Source organism: Klebsiella sp. JB_Kp042 (assembly GCF_040065275.1).
In the GTDB taxonomy this organism is placed as follows: Bacteria; Pseudomonadota; Gammaproteobacteria; order Enterobacterales; family Enterobacteriaceae; genus Klebsiella; species Klebsiella quasipneumoniae.
On sequence record NZ_JBEAJL010000083.1, the window covers coordinates 1 to 12,005 of the forward strand.

Genomic DNA, 12,005 nt, shown 5'->3' on the forward strand with positions numbered 1-12,005 from the left:
ACACAACCCGCTACGGGGGAGACTTACCCGAAATCTGATTTATTCAACAAAGCCCAACGTGACATGCTCCACTGGCAAGGCTTCGTAGGGGATCTGCGACAGCAGGTGGGTAATGATATTCAGACGCACCCGCTTTTTATCCTCGGAGCGGGCGACGAACCACGGCGCCCAGGCGGTGTCGGTGGCGGCGAACATGGCGTCGCGGGCAGCGGTATATTCATCCCAGCGGTTGAAAGACTTGATGTCCATCGGCGAGAGCTTCCAGATCTTGCGCCCGTCGTCGATGCGATCCCGCAGGCGCCGCTCCTGCTCCTGCGGCGAGACCTCCAGCCAGTACTTGAGCAGGATAATGCCCGACTCGACCATGCCGCGCTCCACCATCGGCGCGCCGTCGAGGAACTTCTGCACTTCCTCCGGGGTACAAAAGCCCATCACCCGTTCGACGCCGGCGCGGTTATACCAGCTGCGATCGAAAATCACGATTTCGCCAGCCGCCGGGAGGTGCTTGATATAGCGCTGAAAATAGAGCTGACTTTTCTCGCGTTCGGTGGGCGAGGGTAAGGCGACGACCCGGAAGATCCGCGGACTGACGCGCTCGGTGATCGCCTTAATCGTGCCGCCTTTGCCGGCGCCGTCCCGGCCTTCAAAGACGATGCATACCTTCAGCCCTTTATGCACCACCCAGCGCTGCAGTTTTACCAGCTCAACGTGGAGCTTGCGCAGCGCCTTCTCGTACGCTTTATTGTCGAGCGGGGCGATCTTCACCGCCGCGTCGACAGGATGACCGCTTTTCTTATTACCCATCGCCATGCTCCGTGTTGCCGAGGTATCCCTTTGAAGTGTAATCCTTCACAGGCGTGGCGGTGGAAAATATTCGCGCCCGGGACGGGCTAGCTGACGTTCCCCGCGGCAATGACTTCCAGCCCCACCCGCTGCCCCCATGACAGCTCCAGGGTGTTACCGTCCGGGTCGGCAAAGAAAGCGAAATAGCCCACAGGATCGCCCAGCTGCTCCGGTTCCCGGCGCAGAACGCCTTCCCGCCGCGCCTGGGCGACCTTCTCATCGATCTCCGCCTGGGTGGCGCAGGCGACGCCCAGATGGCCGAACAGACCCAGCGGCGTGTCGGCAGGGTCATCACTTTGCACCAGCACCAGGGCGAAAGGTCGGGTGCGATCGCTGAGCCACGCCACTTTACGCGCCGAGGGGAGGTTGGGTTCGCGCTGGTGAATAACGGTCATCGCCGTGTAGCGGGTATAAAAATCGATGCTGCTGGCCAGACAGCGGACGGTAAAGGCGACATGGGTAAAGCCAACATCAACATTTTGCATGGATGATTCTCCCGAGGTGAACGATGTCTCGACTTTACAACCTCAAGTTAACTTGAGATCAATCCACAATGTGTCCCTGCGTGCCCACCAATTTTTACAGGGAATTATCCACCGCCAGGCGCCTCTGCCGCCAGCAGGACCGCCATGGTGGCGCTGGCGAGCGCATGAACGAATCAGGCCGTTGTATGGAGGATACTGCCGTCGGGCGTTTTTAGCTGGTGTGGCGAGGCGGGATGGTCAATAATGCCGGCCGTCTCCTCAATACCCCTATAAGATGTATGAAAAAAACGATTTTTTCACTGGCGCTGGGCACTTTCGGACTCGGCATGGCGGAATTTGGCATTATGGGCGTGCTGCCGGACATGGCGCGCGATGTCGGGATTTCAATCCCCGCCGCCGGCAATATGATTGCCTGGTATGCCTTCGGCGTGGTGATCGGCGCGCCGATCATGGCGTTGCTCTCCAGTCGGTTTTCGTTGAAATCGGTGATGCTGTTTCTCGCCGCCCTGTGCATTCTCGGCAATACCCTGTTTACCTTCTCCAGCAGCTACGCCATGCTGGCGCTTGGCCGGCTGGTTTCCGGGTTTCCCCACGGGGCTTTCTTCGGCGTGGGGGCGATTATCCTGTCGAAAATCGCGCCGCCGGGGAGGGTGACCGCCGCGGTGGCGGGGATGATCGGCGGCATGACGGTGGCTAACCTGGTGGGCGTTCCCGGGGGCACCTGGCTTGGGCATCATTTTAGCTGGCGCTATACCTTCGCGCTTATCGCGGTGTTTAACGTCGCGGTGTTTATGGCCATCTTCTGCTGGGTCCCTACGCTGTATGATCGGGCCACCACCCGGCTGCGCGAGCAGTTCCGTTTCCTCACTTCCCCGGCGCCGTGGCTGATTTTTGCCGCCACCATGTTCGGCAACGCCGGGGTATTCGCGTGGTTCAGCTACATTAAGCCCTTTATGCTCAACGTTTCCGGCTTTGCCGAAAGCCGGATGATGCTGATTATGATGCTGGCGGGGCTGGGGATGGTGGTCGGCAACCTGTTCAGCGGCAAAATTTCCGGGCGCTACAGTCCGCTGCGCATCGCAGCCATCACCGACGGGGCGATCGCTGTGACGCTGCTGCTGATCTTTGCCTTCGGGGAGCATAAAATCGCTTCGCTGACGCTGGCGTTTTTCTGCTGTGCCGGGCTGTTTGCCCTGTCGGCGCCGCTGCAGATCCTGTTGCTGCAGAACGCCAAAGGCGGCGAGATGCTGGGGGCGGCAGGGGGGCAGATCGCCTTTAACCTCGGGAGCGCCATCGGCGCCTTCTGCGGCGGAATGATGATTGCCCAGGGCTTCGGCTGGAACAGCGTGGCGCTCCCCGCCGCCACGCTGTCGTTTCTGGCGATGAGCGCCTTGCTCATCTACGGCCGCCATCAGCGCCGACAGGCTTGCTAACGACGCTTACTCACGCCAGGGCTCGCCGAGCGTCAGCATCAGCCGGTTGGCCCAGGCGAAAAAGGCCGCTGACTGCAGCAGATCCAGCTGGGCCAGAGTATCTAAGCCCTGTTCATCAAGCGCTGCCAGGTGGCTGGCATTCAGCGCGGGCGGCGTCACCGATAGCGCGGCGGCGGCGTCGATTTCCGCCTGCCAGCGCGGCGACTGCCCACCGCGCAGATCCTCTCCCGGCGTCACCGCCAGCAGCGTGTCGACGGCGGTCTCGTCCTTCGCCAGCTGCGCCGCTTTGCGGGCATGCACCGAGGCGCAGTAAATACAGCCGTTGATTTTACTGGCCACCGTGGCGGCCAGTTCACGTTCGGCGCGCGGCAATCCCCCCGGGGTATAGAAAATGCCTTTATCGGTCAGCGTCCGCTGCTCCAGCACCGGCTGGTTGCGCGCCAGCAGGCGGAAGTAGGGCGAATCGCTATGGCCATATTTGGCCAGAATCGCCTGTTCTTCAGCGCTAAATTCCACCAGCGGTTTATCCGCCAGCCAGGGTTCCCAGTGCAGCTCCTCGCGGGTGAAGCGCACGGGGGCCGCTTTACCGCTCTGCGCGTGCGGGGTGGTGTGCCAGTACCCGGCCACCACCGGCGTATCGGCGCTGACGATGGGCTGGTGGTTGAGCGCCCGCAGACCCAGCAGCAGGCGGCTCTGGAAGCTGACAAAGGCCACCAGCTGCGCCAGGGTGACAATGCCCCGCAGGCTCCAGCCCGCGTTTGTCAAAGCCTGCAGCGCGCCGGGTGTCGCTTCGACGGGGGTGAAGGTCAGCAGGCGGGCAAAGGCCAGCGCCGGAACCAGACGATCCGTGGTCGGATCGGCCAGGCCGAAGCCGGCATAGTGCGCCGCCAGCGCGTCCGCCTGATGGAGCTTCGCCACCTTTGCCGCCACCGCGAAGCGTTCATCGAGGGGAAAGTCGGCGTCCTGCTGGCTGAACAGCACTTCATAACTTCCCTGCGCATGTCGGGTAGCGGCATCGCGGACTGCGCGCGCCCGGTCGAGCGGGGAACCGGCGGCGATCTCCGCCAGTTCGGCCAGAATATCCTGACTCAGCGTCATGGTGACTCCTTATCTGATGTGGGGGGCAATATGCTGAGCGATCAGCTCAATGGAACGCAGCGTATCCCGGTGCGAAGGCTCCACCGAGTGCACCTGGAACGAAACTTCGGTGGCGCGGGCCAGCACGCTGTCCTGCGCCAGGGAGGCAACAACATGCTCAGGATCGCCCACGTGGGCATCCAGCTGTTGCAGATAGTCAGTGACACTGTCACCTTCTATCAGATGACCCGCAGCCCGGTGCTGTGCCGCCTGCTTGCGCAGGCCGGGTTCGGCGACCTGCAGGGCGTGGGCGTGACTGTCGGCGACGAAGGCGGTGCGCGAAGCGAGGATCCGCGGCGCAACGCCGTCCGGCAGCGCCGCCAGATAGGCGTCGACGATCGGGTTCTGAATGACGTCCAGCGGCAGGCGTGGCTCACCGGGCGGCCGGGGCTGCGTGCGCGACAGCATCAGCCCGTGCCCCGCCTGACCGGCGCGGATGGCGCCTTCCACCGAGAAGGTGGCGATCCAGATGCGCGCCGCCAGCTGCGGCGCGGGCGGATAGAGACGGTTGTCCGGGTGGCTGAGGGTGTCGCCGCGCCAGGCGCTGTGGATCAGGTGCAGATGGTCGGCAAACACCGCCCCGCGCTGCTCGCTGGTCAGGCCGAAGGGCAGAAACGACGTTGGCGTGCCGCCGGAACCAAATCCCACCTCCAGACGCCCGTCGGTGAGTAAATCCAGCACCGCCGCGTCTTCGGCGACGCGCAGCGGATTCTCCATGGGCAACGTGATAATCGCTGTGCCGAGGCGAATGCGGTCAGTCTGCGCCGCCACGTGGGCGAGGAACACCAGCGGGGAAGGCAGGCCGCCTTCCTGTTCATGAAAATGGTGCTGGGCAATCCATGCGCTGTCGAAGCCGACGCGCTCCGCGTGGCGGATCTGTTCGGCTGCCAGCCGGTAGCGCGTTTGTGCGGAGCCCTGATCGAGCAGACGGGTAAAAAAGCCGAGGCGTTTAGGCATTATGCGTTCTCCATGTGGGCCTGAGCCAGGCGTGGGGAAACCTGGGGAATGGCGGCGATCAGTTCGCGGGTGTAGGCCTGCTGCGGAGCGGCGAACAGGCGCCCAACGTCGCCATGCTCCACCACCTGGCCGGCGCGCAGCACCGTGACGCTGTCGGCAATCCGCCTCACCGTCGCCAGATCGTGGGTAATGAACAGGTAGCTCAGACCAAGCTGCTGCTGTAGCTGCTGCAGCAGGGCGAGGATCTGCGCCTGAACGGTGACATCGAGCGCCGAGGTCGCTTCGTCAAGAACCAGTATCGCCGGCTCGAGGATCAGCGCCCGGGCAATCGCCACCCGCTGCCGCTGGCCGCCGGAAAGCTCCCGCGGCGTCCGCGACAGTAGCTCCGGGGCCAGGGCTACCCGGGCGGCGACGCTTTCAACCCGCTGGCGACGCGTCGCCGCGCTGAGGCGCTCAAAGTTTTTTAACGGCTCTTCGATAATCGCAAACAGCGTCTGGCGCGGGTCGAGCGAAGCGAAGGGGTTCTGGTAGACGAACTGGATTTTGCGCCGCAGCTGACGCTGCGCCTCGCGGCTGAGATGCCCGGCGTCAATACCGTCGATGGTCACCTGTCCGGCGTCGGCGCGCTCGAAGCCCAGCAGGATCCGCGCCAGGGTGGTTTTCCCGGAGCCGGATTCGCCCACCAGCGCATGGGTGCTGCCGCGTCTGACCTCAAAGCTGACGCTGTCGAGCGCCTGCAGGGCCTGTTTGCCCAGCGAGAAGCGTTTGCTGATCCCTTCGACGCGAATGGCCGGCGTGGCCAGCGGACGGTGACGATCCGCCGTCAGCCTCAGCGGCGCGTCCTGCAGATCGTGGAGCAACTGGCGGGTGTAAGGGTGCTGCGGACGCCGGATAATCGCCTCGGTGGCGCCCTGTTCCTGAATCTCGCCCTGGCGAAACACCATGATCCGGTCGGCGCGTTCGGCGGCCAGCGCCAGATCGTGAGTGACAAACAGCACGGCGGTTCCCGACTCGCGCCGCAGGATGTCGAGCAGATCGAGAATGCGCTTTTGCACCGTAACGTCGAGGGCGCTGGTGGGCTCGTCGGCAATAATCAGATCCGGCTGCAGGGCGATGGCGATGGCGATCAGCACCCGCTGTTTCATCCCGCCCGACAGCTGATGCGGGTACTGGTCAAAACGCTGTTCCGGGTGGCTGAGCCCGACTTTAGCCAGCAGGTTGAGGACCTGCTGCCGGCGTTCGGCGGCGGAAAGGGACTGATGCAGCCGCAGGATCTCTTCCACTTGCTGACCAATGGTTTTTACCGGATTAAGCGAATTGCCGGGGTCCTGCGGCACCAGGCTGATGCTCACCCCGCGCAGGCGGTTCAGGCGTTTTGCCGACCAGTCGCTGATCACTTCGCCATTGAGGATAACCCGCCCGGCGTCGCGGCGGGCGTTATCCGCCAGCAGGCCGATAATGGCCTGCGCGGTCGTGGTTTTCCCCGAGCCGGATTCACCGACGAAGGCCAGCATTTCGCCGCGCTGAATGGAAAAGCTGACGTTATGCACCACTTCGCGCCATTCGCCCCGCGACCGGTAGCTGATGCGCAGATCTTCAACAGAGAGAACGTTCATGGGCGTACTCCACTCCACTGGCGGCTAAGACGATTGGCGGCCAGGACCACCGCGGCCACGGCGAGGCCGGGGAAGGTGGTCAGCCACCAGGCGGTCGACAGGTAATTACGACCTTCGGCGATCAGTAATCCCCACTCCGGGACCGGCGGCGGGGTGCCGTAGCCAAGGAAGCTGAGGGTGGCCAGCGCCAGCATCGCCTGACCAAACTGCAGCGTGGCGAAGGCGAGTACCGCGGTGAGCGAGTTGGGCAGGATATGACGCCAGAAGATGGCGAGAAAGGTGCCGCCGCTGCCCCGGGCCGCCTCGACGTAATCACTGTGGCGCACGCGCACCACCTCCGCCCGCGCCAGGCGCGCGAAGCTGGCGATGGCCGCCACGCCGACCGCCACCGCCGCATTCACCGTGCCAAAACCCAGCAGAATGATTACCGTCAGCTGCAGCAGCAGAGAAGGGATAGCCAGCAGGACATCCACCAGGCGCATGATGGTTGATTCCACGCGGCCGGCCAGCGCCCCGGCGAGGGTGCCAAGGGCGGTGCCCGCCACCAGACCGATGGCGACGGCGATCAGCGCCGCCGACAGAGAATGTACCGCGCCGTAAACCACCCGCGTCCACAGGTCGCGGCCCAGCTGGTCGGTACCCAGCCAGTAGTGCGCCTGCGGCGCCAGGCGCTGAGCGCCGGGGATCCCTTCCAGCGGGTTAGCGGAGGTAAACCACTGTGGGGCAAGGGCCATTAACAGGGCGGTGATCATCACCGCCCACGCCAGCCACAGGCCTGGCTGCAGACGCACTTTGCGCCACTCCGGGCGGCGGCGAACCGCGATGGCATAGTCGACCAGGCTCATTTCGCACCTCCGGTCTGTAATTGGAGTCGGGGATCCAGCCGCGGCATGACCAGGTCGACCAGCAGGTTGATCAGGACAAAACCGAGAGCTGAGATCATCACCACCGCCTGCAGCACGGCGATATCCTGGTTATTCACCGCCTGCTGGGTCAGCTGGCCGAGGCCGCTGCGGCCGAAGACGGTCTCGGTGATCAGCGCCCCGGCAATCAGCTCGCCCAGCAGCAGCCCGGCTATATTCAGCGCCGGCAGCAGGGCGTTACCCATCACATGGCGCCAGAGGACGCCGGTCTCGCTCATTCCCTTGGCGCGGGCGACCGCGACGAAGGGCTGAACCGCCACCTGATCCATGCTGCGCATCAGGATCTGCGCCAGCGGGGCGGAGATGGGCAGCGCGACGGCGATAACCGGTAAAATCAGCCCCTCCAGCGGACCGGGGTTGATCACCGGGATCCAGCGCAGCTGAAACGAAAAGAGCTGGATCAGGGCGATACCCAGCCAGAAGGTGGGCAGCGAGATAAACAGCACCGGCAGCGACTGCAGGAGGTTGCTGAGCCAGCGCAGCCCCGGCAGACGTGAGGCGAAAGCGAGGGCAAACGCCAGGATCACGGCCAGCAGGAAGGCCGGCAGGGCGAGGCTTAAGGTATCCGGCAGGTTGCTGGCAATCAGGCTACTGACCGCCAGACCCGCCTGCAGGGAATAGCCAAAGTCGCCGTGCAGCATCGCCAGCAGCGTGTGCAGGTACTGGCGCCACAGCGGGCTGTCGGCGCCGTAGGCCAGCCGCATGTCGGCGATTTGCGCCGGGCTCAGACCGAGGTCCGGGTTCTGAAACTTGATCAGCACCGCATCCCCCGGCAGCACCTGCAGCAGGAAAAAGGTGAGGGTAAACGCCGCCCACAGGACCAGCAGCCCCTGGCCGAACCGTCGCAGAAGATAAGCGCTCATATCCGGCCTCTTAGTGTTTATCCAGCCAGGCGCCGTAGAACGACGGACGCCCGACGGCTTCGAAGCTGACGCCTTTCACCCACGGCGCGCCGGCGAACACCTGCGGCTCTTCGAAAATGGGGATCACATAGGCGTTATCGATCAGATAGCGCTGGGCATCGCCGGTTAACTGCAGGCGCTGCTGCGACTCCACCGCCGCGGAGATGCCGGTCAGCAGGTCGTTCAGCTTATCATCGCGGAAGTGCTGCACTTTATCGCTGGAGCCGCCTTTCTGCAGCAGCGCGTCACGGTTGTTAGGAAAGAACATGCTTTTCACTACATCCGGGTCGGCGCGGCCCACTTCCGAGACGGTGAGCGGGGTTTTCTGCGGGTCGAGGTTATCGAGCGTCCGGCTGCCGGCGTCCCCGGCTTTGACCGTTAACGCTACCCCCACCTGGCGCCATTGCTGGGCGATCAGCTGCAGCACTTCTTTATTCTGCGGCTGCGGGAGCGACTCATAGACCGTCAGCGCCAGCCGCTGCCCGTCTTTGCTGCGAATGCCGTCGGCGGCGGGTTTCCAGCCGGCCTCATCCAGCAACTGTCGGGCTTTGGCCTGGTCGAAGGTGAGCTTATCGCTCAGATTGACATAGCCGGCGGCGGAGCTGGCCAGCACGGAGGTGGCTTGCGGGTAGTTAGCGGAGAACAGCGTCTCCACCACCTGCCGGGCGTTGGTGGCATGGAGCAGGGCCTGACGCACCCGCAGGTCGGCGACCAGTGGGTTATCCGGGCGGAAGCTCAGGCTGTCGTTGACCCCGCGGGTAGGCGCGGCGTAGACCGTAAACCCCTGATCGGTCGCCTGCTTTTCATCGTAGGCCTGCACCTGGCGAATAAAGCCCGCCTGGCCCGCCAACAGCGCGCCGATGCGCACGCTGTCTTCCGGGGTGACAATATAGGTGATGCCGTCGAGGTTAGCGGGGCCCTGTTGGGCGATGTTTTTCGGCCCCCACTGATAATCCTTGCGCGCCACCAGCGTCAGCTCGCGGCCCGGTTTTTCTTCCTGCACCACGAAGGGACCGGAGCCGATGATGTGCCGGGCATCGCCCAGCTCCTCGAAATTGCGCTGCAGGGTGCTGAGAGAGACCAGGCCGGAGCCGATGGTGGCGGTCCCCTGCAGGAAGCCCGGCGACGGCTTGTTGAAGTAGAATTTCACCGTCAGCGGGTCGATCACTTCGCTGCGCTGGTAGTTATTGATCACCTCCGAGACGGGCAGGCGATGGGCTTTATCCCCCAGCCCATAGGTGTCGAAGTTTTTGGCGACCGCGGCGGCGTCCAGCGGCGTGCCATCCGAGAAGGTGACCCCTTTTCGCAGGTGAAAAGTGTACTCGGTTTTATCGGCATTGCTGGTCCAGCTTTCGGCGATCCACGGCTCAATCTCCAGCGTTTTCGGGTTCTGCCAGGTCAGCTTGTCGGTGATCTGATTGAGTATGCCGCCATTGGGATAAAAGCCGCCGGCGGGTGGATAGAGATTGGTGTGCGGTTGCTGCTCCAGATAAATCAAGGTACCGCCTTTAACCGGCGTGTCGGCGGCCCAGACGGAAAAGGCGCCGGAGAGAAACAGCGCGGCCAGCGCGGGCAGGCGAAAATGACGATGCATGGTGAATTCCTTTGTTATCTATTGTGTTGCCATCATCGGGCGCGGCTAAAAACAAAGGAACCAAGGAATTGCGCTAAGCATTTGCGGAAATTGCATTTACTTTACGCGGCGGGAAGCGAGGGGAAGCGCGAAAGGAGAAGCGCCTCGCCCGGGCGGGAGAGGCGCTGGCGATTAGCTACGCAGATCGATAACCATACGGCCGCGGATCTGACCTTGTTCCATCTCTTTGAAGATGGCATTGATATCTTCCAGCGGACGCAGGGTGACTTTCGGCACCACTTTGCCTTCGGCGGCGAACTGGAACGCTTCCACCAGATCCTGACGAGTGCCGACCAGCGAGCCGACCACCTCGATACCGTCGAGTACCAGACGTGGAATATCGAGGCTCATCGCCTCTGGCGGCAGGCCTACCGCCACCACGCGGCCGCCGGCGCGAACGGCATCCACCGCCGAGTTAAAGGCCGCTTTGGCCACCGCGGTCACCACCGCAGCGTGGGCGCCGCCGGTTTTTTCCTGAATCACTTTCGCCGCATCTTCATTGCGCGAGTTGATGGTCAGGTCAGCGCCCATCGACGCCGCCAGCTCCAGCTGGCCGTCGTTGACGTCGATAGCGATCACTTTGGCGTTAAAGACATTCTTGGCATACTGCAGCGCCAGGTTGCCCAGCCCGCCGAGGCCGTAGATAGCGATCCACTGGCCCGGCTTGATGTGGGAGACCTTAACGGCTTTGTAGGTGGTGACCCCAGCGCAGGTAATGCTGCTGGCGGCGGCGGAGTCGAGGCCGTCCGGGACTTTAACCGCGTAGTTGGCGGTGACGATGCACTCTTCCGCCATGCCGCCGTCGACGGTATAGCCAGCGTTTTTCACCGAGCGGCACAGCGTCTCGTTGCCGCTGTTACAGTAATCGCAGTGGCCGCAGCCTTCGAAGAACCACGCCACGCTGGCGCGATCGCCTGGCTTCAGGGAGGTGACGCCAGGGCCGACTTTTTGTACTACCCCGATCCCTTCATGACCGAGAATAACGCCGGTTTTATCGCCAAAATCGCCGTTTTTCACGTGCAGGTCAGTATGACACACGCCGCAGCATTCCATTTTCAACAGCGCTTCGCCGTATTCCAGCGGGCGCAGCGTTTTTTCCGTAACGTTAACCTGATGGTCGTGAGTAACAACAGCTGCCTTCATGCCTGTCTCCTTGAGAGCGGATTGATTAATTTTATTAATGCAATATTACCCAATAAGGATTAGACGCTATGGAGAAAAAAACAAGGCGCTTTAGTACAGGATGTGGTTTTTTGCTACAGCCGTAGCACAAAATTCAGACAATACCTCTAATTTTGGTAGGTAATAATAGTGTCACGAAATGGTCATGTTTTCTTCATCACCCAACTCTATTGTTTTGCGCATCAATTTCTTATAACAACAGAGTGATACAACAATGCATCTGGTCAAAACGCTCCTCACCGCCGGTCTGCTTTTTTCCGCCGCCGCGCAGGCTCACAATGTGCTGGAATTCCCGCAGCCGGAAAACAATCCGGAAGAGTTTTACGCGGTCACCGAGATCCCGGCAGGCGGGATCATTAAGTATGAAACCGACGCTAAAACGGGGTTTATCGTCGCCGACCGCTTTCAGTCGATGCCGGTGGCTTACCCGGCGAACTACGGTTCATTAACCCAGTCGCTGGCCGGGGATGGCGACCCGCTGGACGTGGTGTTTTACACCCGCGCGCCGATGGCCCCGGGCACGCTGATTAAGCTGCGGCCGATCGGCGTTCTTAAGATGATAGACGGCGGTGAGAAAGACGACAAAATCATCGCCGTCCCGGCCAGTAAAATTGATCCGACCTATGACGACATTCAGACCATCACCGATCTGCCGAAAATCGAGCAGCAGCGGCTGGAGGCCTTCTTCCGGGTCTACAAAGAACTACCAGAGGGGCGGAAAAAGGTCGAGCTGGCCGGTTTTAATGATGCCGCCGCCGCGAAGCAAGAGATCAAATCGGCCTGGGAGGCCTGGAAGGCAAAGAACCCGCAATAATACTTATCGCGGGCGCAGTCCGGCGCCCGCGGCACGCCATCATCCGATACGCTACCTTGCCATGCTGGATAGTTTATCCT

Annotated in this window: 10 protein-coding genes and 1 pseudogene; 2 read left to right on the forward strand and 9 right to left on the reverse strand. The window is 62.4% G+C overall.

Features of this window, described 5'->3' with window-relative positions; genetic code table 11:
* Positions 1 to 57: 57 nt before the first annotated feature.
* Positions 58 to 804 (reverse strand): annotated as a pseudogene (gene ppk2 / locus ABLV54_RS13935) (polyphosphate kinase 2); the annotation flags it as partial.
* Positions 805 to 890: 86 nt separating this feature from the next.
* On the reverse strand, positions 891 to 1,328 hold the full coding sequence (locus ABLV54_RS13940; protein WP_101881155.1) for a VOC family protein: 438 nt from the start codon (positions 1,326 to 1,328) through the stop codon (positions 891 to 893).
* Positions 1,329 to 1,606: 278 nt separating this feature from the next.
* On the opposite strand from ABLV54_RS13940, the gene araJ reads away from it, so the two are divergent.
* The gene (gene araJ / locus ABLV54_RS13945) at positions 1,607 to 2,761 is read left to right on the forward strand and encodes an MFS transporter AraJ (RefSeq protein WP_101867243.1); all 1,155 of its coding nucleotides are present in this window, start codon (positions 1,607 to 1,609) and stop codon (positions 2,759 to 2,761) included.
* A gap of 6 nt (positions 2,762 to 2,767) precedes the next feature.
* Here araJ and ABLV54_RS13950 read toward each other — a convergent pair whose 3' ends face one another.
* From ABLV54_RS13950 to adhP, 7 genes are all read right to left on the reverse strand, one after another.
* A complete protein-coding gene (locus ABLV54_RS13950) occupies positions 2,768 to 3,859 on the reverse strand; it encodes an alkylhydroperoxidase domain protein (protein ID WP_101881157.1) in 1,092 nt (363 codons plus the stop codon).
* A 9-nt stretch (positions 3,860 to 3,868) separates the two neighbouring features.
* On the reverse strand, positions 3,869 to 4,855 hold the full coding sequence (locus tag ABLV54_RS13955; RefSeq protein WP_164481505.1) for a putative FMN-dependent luciferase-like monooxygenase: 987 nt from the start codon (positions 4,853 to 4,855) through the stop codon (positions 3,869 to 3,871).
* Positions 4,855 to 6,471 carry an ABC transporter ATP-binding protein gene (locus ABLV54_RS13960; RefSeq protein WP_101881159.1) on the reverse strand — a complete coding sequence of 539 codons (1,617 nt, stop codon included), beginning with the start codon at positions 6,469 to 6,471 and terminating at the stop codon, positions 4,855 to 4,857. Before ABLV54_RS13960 ends, ABLV54_RS13955 begins: the two co-directional genes overlap by 1 nt.
* Positions 6,468 to 7,316 (reverse strand): ABC transporter permease, encoded by an 849-nt coding sequence (locus ABLV54_RS13965; RefSeq protein WP_101881160.1) that lies wholly within the window; start codon positions 7,314 to 7,316, stop codon positions 6,468 to 6,470. Before ABLV54_RS13965 ends, ABLV54_RS13960 begins: the two co-directional genes overlap by 4 nt.
* Positions 7,313 to 8,257, reverse strand: coding sequence for an ABC transporter permease (locus ABLV54_RS13970; RefSeq protein ID WP_023289836.1), 945 nt, complete (start codon positions 8,255 to 8,257; stop codon positions 7,313 to 7,315). Before ABLV54_RS13970 ends, ABLV54_RS13965 begins: the two co-directional genes overlap by 4 nt.
* A 10-nt stretch (positions 8,258 to 8,267) precedes the next feature.
* Positions 8,268 to 9,890 carry a TIGR04028 family ABC transporter substrate-binding protein gene (locus ABLV54_RS13975; RefSeq protein ID WP_101881161.1) on the reverse strand — a complete coding sequence of 541 codons (1,623 nt, stop codon included), beginning with the start codon at positions 9,888 to 9,890 and terminating at the stop codon, positions 8,268 to 8,270.
* Between the two features lie 171 nt (positions 9,891 to 10,061).
* Positions 10,062 to 11,072 carry an alcohol dehydrogenase AdhP gene (gene adhP / locus ABLV54_RS13980; RefSeq protein ID WP_002906221.1) on the reverse strand — a complete coding sequence of 337 codons (1,011 nt, stop codon included), beginning with the start codon at positions 11,070 to 11,072 and terminating at the stop codon, positions 10,062 to 10,064.
* Positions 11,073 to 11,325: 253 nt separating this feature from the next.
* Between adhP and ABLV54_RS13985 the strand changes: the two genes are divergently transcribed.
* Positions 11,326 to 11,925: an inorganic diphosphatase gene (locus tag ABLV54_RS13985; protein WP_023289834.1), complete on the forward strand. Its 600-nt coding sequence runs from the start codon at positions 11,326 to 11,328 to the stop codon at positions 11,923 to 11,925.
* Positions 11,926 to 12,005 lie beyond the last annotated feature (80 nt).